This is a genomic window from Flagellimonas aquimarina (assembly GCF_003149745.1).
GTDB classification, from domain to species: Bacteria; Bacteroidota; Bacteroidia; order Flavobacteriales; family Flavobacteriaceae; genus Flagellimonas; species Flagellimonas aquimarina.
In genome coordinates this window covers 25,614-42,416 of sequence record NZ_QGEG01000006.1, presented here as the reverse complement: position 1 = coordinate 42,416, position 16,803 = coordinate 25,614, and the positions used below count along the sequence as shown (strand labels likewise).

Below are 16,803 nucleotides of genomic sequence, written 5' to 3'. Positions count from 1 at the left end.
TATGTGACTTTGTCATACTTTCTGTTTCTAAAAAAGTATACTAACTAATTACAGAACGATATGAAAAAACTAATTGCCGAATTCATCGGCACCTTTTGGCTTGTATTAGGCGGATGTGGAAGTGCGGTTCTTGCAGCTGCATATCCAGAATTGGGAATTGGGTTTACCGGAGTGGCTCTTGCTTTTGGCTTAACCGTAGTAACCATGGCCTATGCAATTGGTCATATTTCAGGCTGTCATTTAAACCCAGCAGTATCCATCGGCTTGGTTTTAGGAGGCCGATTGAACAAAAAAGACCTTCTACCCTACATCATTGCGCAAATACTTGGCGGTATAGCGGGAGCAGGCATTCTTTATATTATTGTTAGCGGTAAACCCGGTATTGAAATTGGTGGGTTTGCAGCAAACGGCTATGGAGAACATTCTCCTGGAGGATACAATATGGTTTCTGCCTTTATCACCGAGGTTGTAATGACTTTTATGTTTTTGATGATTATTTTGGGAGCAACACATTCAAAAGCTCCAAAAGGCATGGCTGGTCTAGCAATTGGTTTAGGATTGACACTTATTCACTTAATAAGCATTCCGGTAACCAACACCTCCGTCAACCCTGCCAGAAGCACAAGTCAGGCTCTGTTTGCTGAAGGTAGCTGGGCAATTCCACAATTATGGCTGTTTTGGCTAGCCCCTATATTAGGAGCTATTATTGCAGGGGTGGTCTACAAATACTTGTCTCCAGAACAAAACAACTAGCAGTAAAACATAAATCCCAATAAAAGCATTGGGGTTTATGTTACAGGTTCTCCGTACAAATCAAAATCTGAAGCTTCGGTAATTTTAACCTGCACAAAATCACCAGTTTTCACATAATGTTTTGTGGCGTCTATTAACACTTCATTATCTACATCTGGCGAATCGAATTCAGTACGACCCACAAAGTGGTTGCCCTCTTTACGATCAATTATACATTTGAAGGTTTTACCAATTCTATCTTGGTTGAGTTCCCAAGAGATTTGAGACTGTACTTCCATTATCTCATTGGCCCGCTGCTGCTTTACCTCTTCTGGCACATCATCTTCCAATGAATAGGCATGTGTGTTTTCTTCATGACTGTATGTAAAACATCCTAACCGTTCAAAGCGCATCTCTTTAACCCAGTCCTTAAGCGTTTTAAAATCTTCTTCCGTTTCCCCCGGATACCCAACAATCAAAGTCGTTCTAATGGCCATTTCTGGAACTGCTGCTCTAAAATCCTTAAGCAACCTTGTAGTTTTAGCTTTAGTGGTACCCCGGCGCATGCTTTTTAAAATAGGGTCCGCTATGTGCTGCAAAGGAATATCGATATAATTGCAGATTTTTGATTCTTTCTTCATTACATCTAAAACATCCATCGGAAACCCAGTAGGAAATGCATAATGTAATCTAATCCATTCAATTCCCTCAACTTTTACCAAAGCTTGAAGTAGCTCTGCCAAATTCCTTTTTTTGTAGAGATCAAGACCATAGTAGGTTAAATCTTGTGCAATCAAAATGAGCTCTTTGACCCCCTTAGCAGCCAACTTTTCGGATTCAGAAACCAATTCCTCAATTGGTGTACTTCTATGTTTTCCTCGCATTATTGGGATGGCACAAAATGAACACGGTCTATCGCAACCTTCAGCAATCTTTAAATAGGCATAATTTTTTGGGGTGGTGGTCAACCGCTCCCCAATCAACTCATGTTTGTAGTCAGCTCCCAAAGCTTTAAGTAAATTGGGCAGTTCGCTAGTACCAAAATATTCATCTACGTTGGAAATTTCCTTTTCTAAATCTGGCTTGTACCGCTCGCTTAAACATCCAGTTACAAAAACCTTATCAACATCCCCCGCCTCTTTTCTCTGAACGTACTCCAAAATAGTATTTACACTTTCTTCTTTTGCATTGGCGATAAACCCACAAGTATTTATGACCACCACATTGCCCTCTTCTTCATGAACTACCTCTTTGTTGTTAGCTCGAAGTTGTCCCATTAGCACCTCAGAATCGTAAACATTTTTACTACACCCTAGGGTCACTACATTGATTTTGTTTTTCTTAAGCGATTTTGTGCGCATACTTTTTCTAAATGGAGTGCAAAAATACAATAAGACAGCGCATTACATCGATTTGCTCGAATAATTTTCTAGAACAAACGTTAAACCTTTATGGGACTTGATTGTCCAAATTAAAATCCCAAATCATGAAAAACCCATTTTTCGCAACAATTTTTATTTTACTTCTGTTTGGCGGTTGTTCGGATTCCTCCGATACGGATGATGGAATCATTGATGAACAGGCAACTGATAACCTGTATTTTCCACCAGAACAATCTGCAGAATGGGAAACAATTTCTGTGTCTGAATTAGGCTGGAACGAATCTGCAGAACAAGCTGTATTTGATTTTTTGGAAGAAAAGGATACTAAAGCTTTTATTATTTTGAAAGATGGTAAAATTGTAATTGAATGGTATTTTGGTGACCATACGCAGAATACAAGTTGGTATTGGGCATCTGCAGGAAAAACATTGACCTCCTTTACCGTTGGACTTGCCCAGCAAGAGCTTTTTTTAAACATTAACGACAAAACCTCTGATTATCTGGGTGAAGCATGGACAAGCCTACCTGTTGAAAAAGAAAATCTCATTACCATTTGGCACCAATTGACAATGACAAGCGGCATGAACGATATTCAATTTGATTGTGTAACATCAGATTGTCTAACCTATTTGGCAAATGCAGGTACACGATGGGCCTATCACAATGGGCCATATACACTTTTGCAAAGTGTTGTTGCTACTGCCTCTGAAATGGAATGGACAGATTATTTTAATTCTAGATTAAGGGATAAGATTGGAATGGATGGGTTTTGGTTCTCCACCAATGGCTCAAACAATGTATTTTTCAGTACTGCACGAAGCATGGCACGTTTTGGGCTCCTAAACTTAAACAATGGGGCATGGGATGGCGAAACAATTCTTGGTGATTCATCATATAGAACCGCTATGAAAAATACTTCACAGAGTTTAAACAAGTCGTATGGATACCTTTGGTGGTTGAATGGAAAACAAAGCTACAGAGCTCCCGCCCTTCAAACGGAGTTTCAAGGCGAGTTGATTCCCAATGCCCCTGCTGACACCTATGCTGGACTTGGCAAGAATGATCAGAAATTATATATAATTCCTAGTCAAGGTCTTGTAATTGTTCGCATGGGAGAAGATTCTGGTGAGGATTTGCTTGGCCCTTCAAGTTTTGACAATGAACTCTGGGAAAAGTTGAATGCTTATATTAATTAACATAATCAGCTGGAATTTTTCTCATTTTAGTCAAATTTTCAAAAGCTGCCCCCAAACTGTACAACTTGCCTTCCTGAAACTGTTTTCCAATAAAGGTTAAACTAATAGGTTCTCCAGATTCCTTGTATCCCATAGGAATCGTTAAAGCAGGATACTCAGCAGCAGCAGCAGCACCTGCATCATAATTATTGATGGATAGAACGGCATCCAATCTATGTTCATTCATAGGACCATCAAAATATTTGCGTCCATTGGTTCTCAATCTTTTTTTGATTTTCTTAAGTGTCTCTGCGGAGGTGGAATCAACCAAAATGCCTTCTAAACGACCTTGCCCGTAAGGAATTCTAATCAATGAATCTTGCAAGTTAAATTGAACAACATCTTCAACGTTTTCTACCTTAACTACTTTTTTATCTTTTACCTGTGCAGCTATATAATTAGGCAAATCATTTTTCATATCAATGTTCAAAATGGAAAGAAAACCATCAAATTCTACTTCCGGAGGCTCAAATTCTATGATAGTAGCACCTGCGGCTTTCATTTTTTCTAAAGTTATTTTATAAATGGAATCGCTTTTGATATAGTTTTTGAAGGCCCCAAAACGCTTTCCTTGAAGTGATGGTTTTTCCTCGGTGTACCATTTTTCAGGCCAATCCGCTTGTACTGATTTCTCGTCTTCGTTATCAAATCCACGCATGGCATCCAACAAAATACCATTATCGATTACATTTTTGGTCATTGGGCCAGGAGTGTCCAATGTACTGGAAATAGGTACAATTCCTGTTCGACTCAAAAGTCCAATGGTGGGTTTCATCCCTACAACAGAATTTTGGCCTGATGGTGACAAAATAGAACCAGAAGTTTCTGTCCCTACCGCAGCAACAGCATAATTGGCTGCAACCGAAGTTCCACTACCGGCACTGGAACCACCCGTGTCAAAAACACGTCGACCATACGGATTTAAGGTCTGTCCCCCAACAGCACTTTGCCCATTTGGACAGCCCTTACAAATATAATTGGCCCACTCACTCAGGTTTACCTTGCCTAAAATCAATGCTCCTCTTTCTTTTAGACGCTCAACAATAAACGCATCGTCTGTTTGATTTTCCATTAAGGCTATTGCCCCGGCAGTAGTCTTCATTTCTTGTACACCAATGTTATCTTTTATCAGTATGGGCATACCATAAATAGGATGTTGTCCCTTAGAATCTGAATGCAATTTCCTCGCTTCTTCCAACACCTTGGGATTAAGCGCAATAACAGTATTTAGAGTGGTCCCATTATCTAATTCATACTTATAAATGCGATGTAAATAAAAAAGAACCAATTGCTCATAGGTTAGTTTACCATCTGCTATATGCTTTTGAATAGAGGGAATGTCCTGCTCTAAAATCAACGGCTTTAAGGATTCATAAGTTGAAGTGTTAAACTTTGAAACCTCATCATAAAGTGGCAAAAACACTTTGTTTTTATCCAATACCTTGGATTGTATAAACTTGTATCGTAACCGTTCTACTTCATGGTTAATATTTGCAGCTACTTCCAAAGAATCGTTATAAGGTTCCCATAATACAACAACATCCTCTTTTTTTGTTTGATCACTAGACTGCTGTTTACAGCCAATAAATATGACAAGAGAGATAGAAAAGAATAGATATTTTGATCGTTTTAATCCCGAAGTAAGGTTTTCCATTTGGCAATGTTCTTTTGGTTCATACGTACAAATTCATCCTTTTCCAGTTCCGCAGAAATTTTCAGGGATTTCTCTGCAGACCGTATGGCAGATTCATAGTCTCCCAACTCTGCCTGCACTAAACTTTTAACACGATGAAAGTAGTAGGTATCCCCGCCCAATTCCAGTGCTTTGTCCAAATATCCCAAAGCTCGCTCATAGTCTTTTTCTTGTTCTTGCAAATAGCGGGCAGCCTCATAATATGTTTGGGCTTGGGGGTTTTCCTCAATTTGTTTGGCAATCTCAACCTCCATTTGAGCATGTGTATCCACAACAAAAGGGATGATTATTTGGGTTCCTGCCCAAGTCATTGACATATTGGCGGAGTTGTGGGTAATAGAATCAAAAGCGATTAAAAAATTTTCTTGATGATAGGGAACACTTTTTGGTTTTACCTTTAGTCTAAACAAATCTTCATTGGCATCGTAATTTTTGCGGCCATCCCCCCAATGGGAAGTATTTTTATGGAACACCATTTCCCATTCCGAAGCTTCTGGAAAAGCATATAACGCATAGGTACCCTTGGGTAAGGCATTTCCCAATACAATCATATCTGTATCTACCGTAATCTTTGTGGATTCGTTAGCACCAACCCGCCATATCCGGCCATAAGGCACCAGTCCACCAAAAATTTCCCGTCCTTTAGCTGCGGGGCACGAGTATTTCACTGAAATTTTAGAAAGACCCACCTCTTGTTCCACTGTTGCAAACGGGCTTGCCTTGGGATGATTGATTTGTGCAAATGAAATACTTGCTGTAAAAAATAAAAGAGAGACAATGTTTTGTTTCAAAATACCGAATTAACTGTTATCAGATTCTATTACCACAGAGTTTACTAAATAATCATGAATAGCTTTTCTTTTTTCATTTGAGGTAACTGTCAATAAAGAAATCCACCCTAAAGAGATTTTCACAACAAATCTTATCAAAGCCGCCAAAAATGAAATGTTCTTATTTAAATTTTGCTCCCGTTTAACCTTAATTTTACTATGAGAATGTCCTATTGTACCTCCGAACAAACAAATAAAAAGAGGTTCATAAACAAGGAAAATCAAAAGAAAAGCAATAATTCTTAGGTTGGTCGATACATCTTCAAAAGTTGCGAATAATTCTGAAACCCCGTACATGGCAGCTATTACAATTACTTGATCAATAATTAACGCTTTTACCCTATCAGGTAAAATTGCATATTTTATATTCATATTTCTAAAACTAAGAATCTACTTTGGAATTCCCAAAAGATATAAAATAACTCCCGGACCCGATTTAACTCTATCAATTTCCCAATTGTACATATCACCGTTTTCCAGACTTTTTATAAGAGAATGCATTTCTTTAACTGAATAGGTTCGTAGTGAGGATACTACCCCATCCCAAAGTACAAATAGGGGAACTATTGGTATCAGATACGTAAAAACCAGCCTTCCAATTTTAAATGGTCTAATAAAAGGGGTGGTCAACAAAACGCTTATTGGCGAAAATAACATGGCCAAAATGCTTGGAACACTTCGTTCTTGTGCTTCAAAAACACCGATAGCACTATTAGAATCCACGGCGTTTTGTAAAATCTGTCTGGCATCATCAGGCTTAAAATGATGCAGGGACAAAAACTGCGTTCGTAATCCTTTTAAACTCTCCGGTACTTTTCTAGCATCAATGGATGTTGCAATGAATTCAAAATTACCTGCCAGTTTTTTAGTGTATTCAAAAGCGCTAAGGTTTGGGTAATAATCGGTCAGCACTATTTTTAGGTCAGGATGATTTTTTAGCAATTCAGAATTCAACCAGAGTAGGCCTCCTCCTCCTCCAGAGCCTAAATCTATTATAGTATTCGTCTTATCAGTTTTTAAACCTTTTTCAAGAATGGAAACTACCGGCCTGTAAAGTTTTGTCTTGTTGGAAAGGAATTGTAAAAAATCAGTGCCATAGTCCCTTAAAAACTTAGGAAACCATTTTTGGTCTTCAAATTCAAATAAATGTATTCTTCCCATAATAAACCTACCATATAAATTAGGGGAACATTGTATGATTAATTAGAGCCCTACGGAGTATTACACCTTAAAAAAGGAATCAACAAATTCATACTTGTTAAAAACCTGAAGATCTTCGATACCTTCCCCTACTCCAATATATTTTACAGGTATTTGAAATTGGTCAGAGATGCCAATGACCACTCCGCCCTTAGCGGTACCGTCCAATTTTGTAACTGCCAAACTGCTTACTTCTGTAGCTTTTGTGAATTGTTTAGCCTGTTCAAAAGCGTTTTGCCCGGTTGAACCATCGAGAACCAATAATACCTCATGTGGGGCGTCTGCCACTACTTTTTGCATTACTCTTTTTACTTTGGAGAGTTCATTCATAAGGTTCACCTTATTGTGTAATCTACCTGCTGTATCAATCAAAACTACATCGGCATTATCTGCCACTGCTGAGCTCAGGGTGTCAAAAGCAACTGATGCCGGATCACTTCCCATTTTTTGTTTTACGATGGGCACATCCACGCGTTTTGCCCAAACCTCCAATTGGTCTATTGCAGCTGCTCTAAATGTATCACCCGCTCCCAAAACGACTTTTAAGCCTTGATTTTTGAATTGATGGGCCAATTTACCAATGGTAGTAGTCTTTCCTACCCCATTTACTCCTACGACCATAATAACATAGGGTTTCTTATCTGAAGGAATTACAAACTCAGTATCTTCTCCCACGTGTGTTTCTGAAAGGAGACCTGCAATCTCCTCTCGAAGAATATTGTTGAGTTCATCAGCACCCATATACTTGTCCCGGGAAACTCTTTCTTCAATACGGTCAATAATCTTTAAGGTGGTATCAACGCCAACGTCTGAAGAGACCAAAACCTCTTCAAGATTGTCCAAGACTTCATCATCTACTTTAGACTTGCCGGCAACAGCTTTGCTTAACTTACCAAAAAAACTGCTTTTAGATTTTTCGAGCCCCTTGTCCAGGGTCTCTTTTTTATCAGAAGAAAATATCTTTTTAAATAGGCTCATATGCGTTCGTCATCAATTTTCAAAGATAGGAAAGTAAGGGGAGTTTTGTTAAAGTTAGATTATCATTTAAAGTAAAAGCAGGAATCCGTATTCAAATTTTTAATCATCGTTCTTGTAGAAATCGAAAATCTTAAAATGAAAAAAGCCGCTAAATAGCGGCTTTGAATTTTGTTCTAATAATTGATTATTTTTTGTTCAACCAATCATTTACCAATTCTGGAGACATAACTGATTCAACAAAAATATAAGCACCTGTCTTTGGCGACTTAACCATTTTAATGGCCTTTGTTAATCTTTTTGAACTTCCTTGTAGTGTTGCTACCGTTTTCTTTGCCATGACCTACCTTATTTAATTTCTTTATGAACAGTCATACGCTTAAGAATAGGATTAAATTTCTTAATCTCCATTCTATCTGGCGTGTTCTTTTTATTCTTAGTTGTAATGTACCTAGAAGTACCTGGCATACCAGACTCCTTGTGTTCTGTACACTCTAAAATAACCTGAATTCTATTTCCTTTCTTTGCCATTGTATCGTACTTAAAATCTTATGCTACCTATTTCTTGGAATTGATATCCTTTAAAACGGCAGAGATTCCTTTTTTGTTAATAATTTTTAACCCTCTGGTAGATACATTTAGGGTTATCCAACGATCTTCTTCTGGAATGTAAAATTTCTTTTTAGAAATATTCACATCGAATCTTCTCTTGGTTTTATTGATAGAAAAGGAAACGTTGTTTCCAAACATCACCTTTTTTCCTGTTACTTCACAAATCTTAGACATCTCCCTAACTTTTGAGTGATTTTATTGAGGGTGCAAATTTATAGCATTTTAATGGGACGGACAAAATTCTTTTTTAGAAATTTAGAATTTCTTTTAGCAATAGTTCAAATGCCTTGTTTACAGACTTCTGAACAATACGCTCACGATGATTTCCCATTGTAAATTCTTGGGCAAAAGTATGTTGTGGAGTACTAATGGCAATAAAGACCGTTCCAACCTCTGCATTTGAATCTCCTTTGGTAGGACCTGCATTACCGGTAGTGGCTACTGAAAAATCCACTCCCAATAAATCTCTAACATTTTTGGCCATCGCAATCGCCACTTCCTTACTCACCACAGAATGCTTTTCAATCATCTCTTTGGGCACGTTCAACAGATTAACCTTGGTCTCTGTAGCATAGCTCACAACACTTCCTTTAAAGTAAGATGAGGCTCCTGGAATTGAAGTAAGTTGTTGCGCAATCTTGCCTCCCGTAAAACTTTCCGCCGTGGCTAACGTCATCTTTTTTTCGGTGAGTTGTTTGGCAATTTGATGTTCAATTGATTCATCTTCTTCCTCACCATAAATAATATCACCTATTAAGGGATATAACTTTTTTACTTCTGCTTCAACCGCAACAATTATCTCTTCTTTGCTAATGCCCTTTGCACTAAGACGAAGGCGTACACGCCCCAAATTAGGTAAGTATGCAAGCTTTATGAATTGAGGAAGGTTGTTTTCCCATTCTTCTATTTTAATGGCGATGGCACTTTCACCCAAACCATATGTCATAATGGTTTTATGAAAAATATGGGGACGTTTGTATTCTTGTATGATTTTTGGAAGGACCTCATTTTTAATCAAATTTCTCATCTCAAAAGGAACACCGGGCAACGAAACAAAAACAGTATCTCCCTTTTTCATCCAAAGCCCTGGAGCTGTGCCATGTGCATTGTGCAGCACCGTAGCTTTTGAGGGTACCAACGCTTGCTTTCTATTTAGGTCAGAGATTGGAGTGGATATATATTTTTTGAACAAATGTTCTATATATTCCAAAACCACATCATTTTGAATGAGTTCATCATCAAAAAAATGACACAGGGTATGTTTAGTGATGTCATCTTTTGTTGGGCCCAGACCTCCCGTCATGATAACCACCGATGATCTATCTTCTGCCGTTTTAAGAGCTGCCAAGATATGGTCACGGTCATCTTGCACCGAAGTGATTTGGTACACGGAAACACCTATCTTATTTAGTTCCTTGGAAATAAATGCAGAATTGGAGTCTACAATCTGCCCAATGAGAATTTCATCCCCAATGGTGATGATTTCTGCCTGCATTTATAAATCGAAGTCTTTTTTGAGTTCAGAAACCACCTGATGCACATCCTTCTTTAGAAGGGGAAATTTATTCTCAATTTCCTGCATGTTTGCATCACTTTTGCCCAAGGTTTCAATTTCAAGTGCAGTAGCCCTTGTTTGTTCCATACCCAGTAAATCTACATTAGGTTTTATTTTATGGGCAAGTTTGTATACATTTTCATAATCCCTTTCAGCAATAGCTTTTTCCAAAGCTTCTAAATCAACAGGGACTTCTTCCAAAAAAACAGAAATCACAGAGGTTATAAAATCTTGGTCCCCTTCTGCCATTTCATTTATTTTGTCAAGGTTGTAAATCATTATCTCACATTAATTTCAAACATCTTCTCTCCTTCGAGTCTACCTGAAAGGTAATCATTTGGACTTACTTTACCAACACCAGCTGGGGTGCCAGTAAACAAAATATCGCCCTTTTTAAGCATAAAATAGGTAGAAACATGGGCTATTAACTCGTCTATCTTCCACAGCATCAAGGAAGTATTGCCATTTTGTACTTTTTCCCCATTTTTTAACAAGGAAAACCCCAGTTTGTCAACGTTTTCGTACATGCTTTTAGGCATCCACTTACCAACAACAGCTGATCCATCAAATCCCTTTGCTTTCTCCCAAGGCAAACCCTTCTCCTTAAGTTTAGCTTGAAGGTCCCTTGCTGTGAAATCTATTCCCAAGCCAATCTCATCATAATACTTATGTGCGAACTGTTCGGAAATGTGTTTGCCCACTTTGTTTATTTTAACCAAAACCTCCACCTCGTAATGTATATCATTTGAAAACTCTGGAATGTAGAAATCCTGTTCCTTAGGCAAAATGGACGAATCTGGTTTTATAAAAACAACTGGTTCATCTGGTCGTTCATTTTTCAACTCTTCAATATGGGCAGCATAATTTCTGCCAATACAAATCAGTTTCATAACGTGCTATTTATATGGTCTTTTAAGACAGCTTATTGTTCAGCTTACTTAATTTAATCTGGGTCAGTACTTTTTTGGTATAGAGTGGAAAATCGGCATTTAAAATCCAACCAAAATAACCTGGTTCGGTTTCCATGACCTCATCTACTGTTTTCCCTTTGTGTTTGCCAAAAGAAAAGATTGGTTGTTCATCTTCGTTAACACCAATAAAACCAGCAAAATCCAAAGATTGTTTTCTGGTTGTGAACTCAGACAGCTTCTTTACGTTGTTCTCCAATTCTGGATATCTGTCCAACTGCGACAAGAGTACCTCATAAGTGGCCTTAGTATCGGCCTCGGCGCTATGCGCATCTTCCAAGCTTTTATCACAATAAAATTTATAAGCGGCCCCTAAAGTGCGTTTTTCCATTTTATGGAAGATAGTCTGTACATCAACTGAAACCATATGTTTCATATCGAAATCAACATCGGCCCGAAGCATTTCTTCCGCAAGGAGCGGAATATCAAACCTATCCGAGTTAAAGCCAGCCAAATCACTATCCTTGATCATCTTGTAGATTTCTTTTGACAGTTGTTTGAATGAGGGCTCATTCGCCACTTTCTCGTTAGAAATACCATGCACAAGAACCACTTCTGGTGGAATGGGCATCTCTGGGTTTACCAACCAGGTTTTGCTTTCCTTGTTTCCATTTGGAAAAACCTTTAATATTGAAATTTCAACAATTCTATCCTTGGCGACGTTGGTACCCGTAGTTTCTAAATCAAAAAAACAAATAGGTTTGGTTAATTGTAACTCCATAAAAATATTTTTATCGTGATTTAGAAAATAACCAAGGTAATAATTCTGGTTCAGCAAAGGCATTATCCCAGCTATTATGGCCAACTTCTGGGTATACAGAATATTTTACTTTTATGCCCATCTCTTTCATTGCCTTTACCATTCTAGCCGAATATTTTTCTGGCACAACGGTGTCCGCATCTCCATGAAATACCCACCAATGTGGTTTGCTCAATTTCTTACTTATTTCTGGATTGGCACCCCCACAGATTGGAAAAGCCGCTGCAAATAGTTTTGGGTTTCTACGAACAACTTCAAATGTTCCCATACCGCCCATGGAAAGTCCACCCACATAGATCCTATTTTTATCAATTTTATAGGTTTTCCTTATATGTTTCAAGAGTCCTTCTAACAATAGCATATCTTTTGTAGGTTCTGAATCTTCGTAAAAAACAAATTCTCTGTTTGGAATCTCCCCTTCCACATTGATCTTGGCCCAAGAACTATTGGCCGCGCATTGCGGAAAGACAACAATGGCAGGATAATCGTTCCTAACTTCTTGGCTTAGAAACAAACCCGATCCATGAACCAATTGTGCCTCATTATCGTTTCCTCGTTCTCCAGAACCGTGCAGAACAAGAATTAAAGGGTATTTTTCTGATGCTTTATAGTTCTTGGGAAATAAGATGCGATAGGGAATGCTATTCCCACCTTTTTCAAAAACCATTTTTTTGTAGGCCGAAAGGTCTTGTGCTATCATATTACCTGAGAACAAAAAAAGTAACGCTACACTTAATGAGACTAAAAACTTCATGATTGATGAATTTGTTTAAGCCTCTAAATTAACAATAGTGGAAAGAATAGAAGAGTTTTAAAGCTAGATTTCTCTATTTATGTCCCAAGCTTCAAGATAATCCGCAACCGTTTTAACAAACATTCCTCCTAGCGCTCCATTGACCACTCTATGGTCATAGCTGTGCGAAAGGAACATTTTACTGCGAATACCTATGAATTCTCCCTGATCTGTTTCTATAACGGAAGGAATTTTTCTAATAGCCCCAAGTGCCAAAATACCAACTTGTGGTTGATTAATTATGGGTGTTCCAAAAATACTGCCAAAGGAACCAACATTGGTAACCGTATAAGTACCATCCTTGATCTCATCTGGTTTAAGTTGATTATTCCTAGATCTGTTAGCCAGATCATTCACAGTTTTTGCCATACCAACTAAATTAAGCTGGTCGGCATTTTTAATTACTGGGACAATTAAGTTACCATCTGGCAGTGCCGCTGCCATACCAATGTTTATGTTTTTCTTTTTTATGACCTTATCTCCGTCAAGAGAGATGTTAACCATTGGGTATTTTTTTAGAGCTACCGCAACGGCTTCCATAAAGATTGGTGTAAAGGTCAATTTCTCTCCTTCTCGTTCTTCAAATGCCTTTTTATATTTATTCCTCCAGTTTACAACATTGGTCACATCTACTTCTACAAAACTTTGAACGTGTGCAGATGTAGATACGCTATCTACCATGTGTTGAGCAATTAACTTGCCCATACGGGTCAACGGTATTATCTCATCTCCTTGGGAAACAGGAACTGGAGCAGCCTTTGGCTTTTCTGCTGTAACTTCTGCTTTCTTTTTTGGAACTTCTGGCTTGCTATTTTCTTTTATAGTCGACACTTCGGTTTTTCCGTTGGAGGAACGGTTTTCTAAAAATGATTTTATATCATTTTTGGTTACCCTACCTTCCTTTCCGGTACCGATTATTGCTTCCAGTTCTTCCATGGAGACACCTTCCTCTTTGGCAATATTCTTCACCAATGGGGAATAAAATCGTTCTGAGCTTGAAAAATCTTGTACTGGGGAAGCAACAGACTCTTTTACTTGAGCCATCTGGCTTTCTATCGTCGCTACAGGAGTTGCTATCACATCTTCTGTTGCTTCAACAGATTCGGCAGCGGTGGAACTTACCTCAACAACGTCTCCCTCAGTTTGTATTACTGCAACTACCTCACCTACTTTTATTACATCATCAATGTCAAATCGTTTTTCCAACAATACGCCTTCCACTTCACTTGGCACTTCAGAGTCTACTTTGTCCGTAGCAATTTCAAATATTGCTTCATCCATTTCAATGGTATCCCCTACTTCTTTTAACCAAGTTGTCAATGTTGCCTCTGCAACACTCTCTCCCATTTGCGGTAATTTCAATTCAAACTTTGACATATTCTTATTTAACGACGTAATATCGACTTATATTTTGCAAAAATAATAAAGAAAACTCCTTATCCTTAATTTATATGTATTTTTTAATCAATTGTTAATTTGCTTTGATAGAACTTTCAAAAGGAACCCTGTTCAAAATACTCCTACCCAATGTAACCTCATCGGCATATTCCAATTCGTCCCCAACTGATATTCCCCGCGCAATTGTAGATGTGGTCACATCCAATTCTTCTAACTGCCTATAAATATAAAAGTTGGTCGTGTCTCCTTCCATTGTGGAACTCAAGGCAAAAATAAGCTCTTTAACTGTGCCTTCTTTTACTTTATTGACAAGAGAAACAATATTCAAATCTTGGGGGCCAACACCCTCCATTGGTGATATTTTACCTCCTAGCACATGATATAATCCTTGATATTGAGAGGTGTTTTCAATGGCCATGACATCTCTAATATCCTCTACGACGCATACCAAGGTTTTATCTCTCTTTGGATTGGCGCAAATCTCGCAAAGTACTGTATCCGAAATATTGTGGCAACTGCTGCAAAAATTCACTTTTCCCCTCAGCTTGGTCAAGGCATCCGATAAGTAGTTTGTTCTTTCTTCTGGTTGTTTTAAAAGGTGCAGCACCAGCCTCAATGCTGTTCGCTTACCAATACCCGGCAGTTGAGACATCTCATATACTGCATTCTCCAAAAGTTTTGATGAAAATTCCATACCTACAATTATCAAACAAAATTACAACTTTACCGTTACCAATTTACTTTTGTACTTTGCAAATCAAATTCCAAATATGTCCTCAACACAGATTCTTTTGCTCATTGGTGCCTATTTCTTGGTATTGATGATCATCTCTTACTTCACGGGAAAAAACGATTCCAATTCAGATTTTTTTAAAGCGGGAAAGCAATCACCTTGGTACCTTGTTGCATTTGGCATGGTAGGCGCCTCACTTTCGGGAGTCACTTTTATCTCAGTTCCTGGATGGATAGAGGATTCCCAATTTGGATACATGCAGGTAGTTTTTGGTTATTTGTTTGGATACTTTGTTGTGGCATACGTCTTACTGCCCTTATACTATAAATATAACCTCACTTCGATTTATGAGTATTTACTAGATCGGTTTGGTTCTGTTAGTCATAAAACCGGGGCCTTTTTCTTTTTTATCTCTAGAGTCTTGGGCGCAGCTTTTAGACTATATCTAGTAGCTATAGTTTTACAACAATTTGTTTTTGATGATTTGGGCATTCGTTTTGAATTTACCGTAATCATTTCCATCCTGTTGATATGGATCTACACAAACAGAGGAGGCATAAAAACCATTGTTTGGACAGACACCCTGCAAACGCTATTCATGATTATTGCTGTTGTTTTGTCGATTGTTCTGATAAATAGAGAGCTAGATTGGAGTTTTGGAGAGTTTTTGGCATCAGAAGAATTAATACCATACAACAAATTCCTCTTTACCGATAGTTTTCTGGAGCGTAACCATTTTATAAAATCCTTTATTGGCGGAATGTTCATAACCATTTGCATGACTGGCCTTGACCAAGATATGATGCAAAAAAACCTTACTTGTAAATCTTTGAAAGATGCTCAGAAAAATATGGTTTCGTTCAGTTTGGTTCTGGTAGGCGTCACATTTTTGTTTATGTTGCTTGGGGCTTTGCTATTTATTTATGCCGGAAAAAATGGCATCTCGATTCCGTTAATGGACGGTTCTCCAAAATCTGACTTATTGTTTCCAGAAATCGCGTTGAACAGTGGCCTAGGACTTACACTGGCCATTACTTTTATGTTGGGGTTAATTGCTGCCGCATATAGTAGCGCAGATAGCGCGTTAACTTCACTTACCACCTCTTTTTGTGTGGACTTCTTAAATGTGGAGAAAAGAAAAGAAGAAGATCAAAAGAAAGTTAGAAAACGTACCCATATTGCAATGAGCATTATGCTTGTATTGGTCATTATTTCCTTTAAGTATATTTTGAGCAGCAACGTTATTGATAGCTTGTTAACCGTATCGGGTTACACATATGGTCCTTTATTGGGGCTATTTGCCTTCGGTATTTTGACCAATCATAAAATAAAAGACAAATATGTTTGGGTTGTTTCTTTATTATCCGTTGTTATTATAGCCTTAATAGCCAATATTCCTTCATCTTTTCTGGGAGGGTACGTAGTTGGCTACGAGTTGTTACCGCTCAATGGCCTGCTCACCTTTTTTGGCCTTTGGCTGATCAGGACTCGAAAACTAAATCCTAATATTGACCAGTAGCCAATAACACTAGGGTACAAGCTACCTCTACTTTTATTCCGGCTTCTTCAAGAATTTTGTAAAACTCAGGGTTTTCAGTACCTGGATTAAAAATTACTCTTTGTGGCATAAGGCGGACGATATCCTTGTAGTATTGTTCTTGCCTTTTGGGGTTCAGATACAAAGTTATCGTATCAATATTTTGAAAATCATTTAGGTTGGTTTTAATTTGTACTCCAGAGACAGTTCCTTCCCTTACCCCAAATGCTTCTGTTTCAATTTTGCTTTCGATCAAACGATGGATTGCCAAATTACTATATCTACTGGGGTTTAAAGATGCTCCCAAAACAAGTGTCTTAACCATTTGTTAATTTATGTGTTAAACTAAATCAAAGATTGTAACTAATCAAAAAAAAACTCGTCTATTGTACGTGTAAAA

Annotated in this window: 20 protein-coding genes; 3 read left to right on the top strand and 17 right to left on the bottom strand. The window is 38.0% G+C overall.

What is annotated here, in order from left to right; genetic code table 11:
• Positions 1-60: 60 nt before the first annotated feature.
• Positions 61-753, top strand: coding sequence for an aquaporin Z (gene aqpZ, locus DKG77_RS16320; protein ID WP_109665570.1), 693 nt, complete (start codon positions 61-63; stop codon positions 751-753).
• A gap of 35 nt (positions 754-788) precedes the next feature.
• On the opposite strand, the gene rimO is transcribed toward aqpZ, so the two are convergent.
• Positions 789-2,093, bottom strand: coding sequence for a 30S ribosomal protein S12 methylthiotransferase RimO (gene rimO, locus DKG77_RS16315; protein WP_109665567.1), 1,305 nt, complete (start codon positions 2,091-2,093; stop codon positions 789-791).
• Between the two features lie 125 nt (positions 2,094-2,218).
• Between rimO and DKG77_RS16310 the strand changes: the two genes are divergently transcribed.
• Positions 2,219-3,310: a serine hydrolase domain-containing protein gene (locus DKG77_RS16310; protein ID WP_109665564.1), complete on the top strand. Its 1,092-nt coding sequence runs from the start codon at positions 2,219-2,221 to the stop codon at positions 3,308-3,310.
• Here the strand turns inward: DKG77_RS16310 and DKG77_RS16305 are convergent.
• The 15 genes from DKG77_RS16305 to recR form a co-directional block, all read right to left on the bottom strand.
• Positions 3,303-5,003, bottom strand: a complete 1,701-nt coding sequence (locus DKG77_RS16305) for an amidase family protein (protein ID WP_109665562.1) — start codon at positions 5,001-5,003, stop codon at positions 3,303-3,305. The genes DKG77_RS16310 and DKG77_RS16305 overlap by 8 nt on opposite strands.
• Positions 4,979-5,833, bottom strand: coding sequence for a DUF2911 domain-containing protein (locus tag DKG77_RS16300; protein WP_109665559.1), 855 nt, complete (start codon positions 5,831-5,833; stop codon positions 4,979-4,981). Before DKG77_RS16300 ends, DKG77_RS16305 begins: the two co-directional genes overlap by 25 nt.
• A 9-nt stretch (positions 5,834-5,842) precedes the next feature.
• Positions 5,843-6,244, bottom strand: coding sequence for an RDD family protein (locus DKG77_RS16295; protein WP_109665558.1), 402 nt, complete (start codon positions 6,242-6,244; stop codon positions 5,843-5,845).
• 18 nt (positions 6,245-6,262) lie between these two features.
• On the bottom strand, positions 6,263-7,033 hold the full coding sequence (locus tag DKG77_RS16290) for a response regulator (protein WP_109665555.1): 771 nt from the start codon (positions 7,031-7,033) through the stop codon (positions 6,263-6,265).
• A 60-nt stretch (positions 7,034-7,093) separates the two neighbouring features.
• Positions 7,094-8,050 carry a signal recognition particle-docking protein FtsY gene (ftsY, locus tag DKG77_RS16285; RefSeq protein WP_109665552.1) on the bottom strand — a complete coding sequence of 319 codons (957 nt, stop codon included), beginning with the start codon at positions 8,048-8,050 and terminating at the stop codon, positions 7,094-7,096.
• 184 nt (positions 8,051-8,234) lie between these two features.
• Positions 8,235-8,387, bottom strand: coding sequence for a DUF4295 domain-containing protein (locus tag DKG77_RS16280; RefSeq protein ID WP_109665550.1), 153 nt, complete (start codon positions 8,385-8,387; stop codon positions 8,235-8,237).
• A gap of 8 nt (positions 8,388-8,395) precedes the next feature.
• Positions 8,396-8,578, bottom strand: a complete 183-nt coding sequence (gene rpmG / locus DKG77_RS16275; protein ID WP_031444791.1) for a 50S ribosomal protein L33 — start codon at positions 8,576-8,578, stop codon at positions 8,396-8,398.
• 27 nt (positions 8,579-8,605) lie between these two features.
• A complete protein-coding gene (gene rpmB / locus DKG77_RS16270) occupies positions 8,606-8,833 on the bottom strand; it encodes a 50S ribosomal protein L28 (protein WP_109665547.1) in 228 nt (75 codons plus the stop codon).
• Between the two features lie 73 nt (positions 8,834-8,906).
• Positions 8,907-10,154 carry a competence/damage-inducible protein A gene (locus tag DKG77_RS16265; protein ID WP_109665544.1) on the bottom strand — a complete coding sequence of 416 codons (1,248 nt, stop codon included), beginning with the start codon at positions 10,152-10,154 and terminating at the stop codon, positions 8,907-8,909.
• Entirely contained in the window at positions 10,155-10,493 is a 339-nt protein-coding gene (locus tag DKG77_RS16260; RefSeq protein ID WP_109665542.1) for an Hpt domain-containing protein, read from the bottom strand.
• Positions 10,493-11,104: a fumarylacetoacetate hydrolase family protein gene (locus tag DKG77_RS16255; RefSeq protein WP_109665539.1), complete on the bottom strand. Its 612-nt coding sequence runs from the start codon at positions 11,102-11,104 to the stop codon at positions 10,493-10,495. The genes DKG77_RS16260 and DKG77_RS16255 overlap by 1 nt, the downstream gene beginning before the upstream one ends.
• Before the next feature lie 22 nt (positions 11,105-11,126).
• Positions 11,127-11,903 (bottom strand): 3'-5' exonuclease, encoded by a 777-nt coding sequence (locus DKG77_RS16250; protein ID WP_109665536.1) that lies wholly within the window; start codon positions 11,901-11,903, stop codon positions 11,127-11,129.
• A gap of 10 nt (positions 11,904-11,913) precedes the next feature.
• A complete protein-coding gene (locus DKG77_RS16245; RefSeq protein WP_109665533.1) occupies positions 11,914-12,696 on the bottom strand; it encodes a carboxylesterase family protein in 783 nt (260 codons plus the stop codon).
• 63 nt (positions 12,697-12,759) lie between these two features.
• Positions 12,760-14,112 (bottom strand): dihydrolipoamide acetyltransferase family protein, encoded by a 1,353-nt coding sequence (locus tag DKG77_RS16240; RefSeq protein WP_109665530.1) that lies wholly within the window; start codon positions 14,110-14,112, stop codon positions 12,760-12,762.
• A gap of 94 nt (positions 14,113-14,206) precedes the next feature.
• Positions 14,207-14,827, bottom strand: a complete 621-nt coding sequence (recR, locus tag DKG77_RS16235; RefSeq protein WP_109665526.1) for a recombination mediator RecR — start codon at positions 14,825-14,827, stop codon at positions 14,207-14,209.
• 76 nt (positions 14,828-14,903) lie between these two features.
• Here recR and DKG77_RS16230 point away from each other — a divergent pair, with 76 nt between their 5' ends.
• Complete coding sequence (locus DKG77_RS16230; protein ID WP_109665524.1) at positions 14,904-16,385, top strand: sodium:solute symporter; 1,482 nt, start codon at positions 14,904-14,906, stop codon at positions 16,383-16,385.
• Here the strand turns inward: DKG77_RS16230 and DKG77_RS16225 are convergent.
• On the bottom strand, positions 16,369-16,728 hold the full coding sequence (locus DKG77_RS16225; protein WP_109665521.1) for a CoA-binding protein: 360 nt from the start codon (positions 16,726-16,728) through the stop codon (positions 16,369-16,371). The genes DKG77_RS16230 and DKG77_RS16225 overlap by 17 nt on opposite strands.
• Positions 16,729-16,803 lie beyond the last annotated feature (75 nt).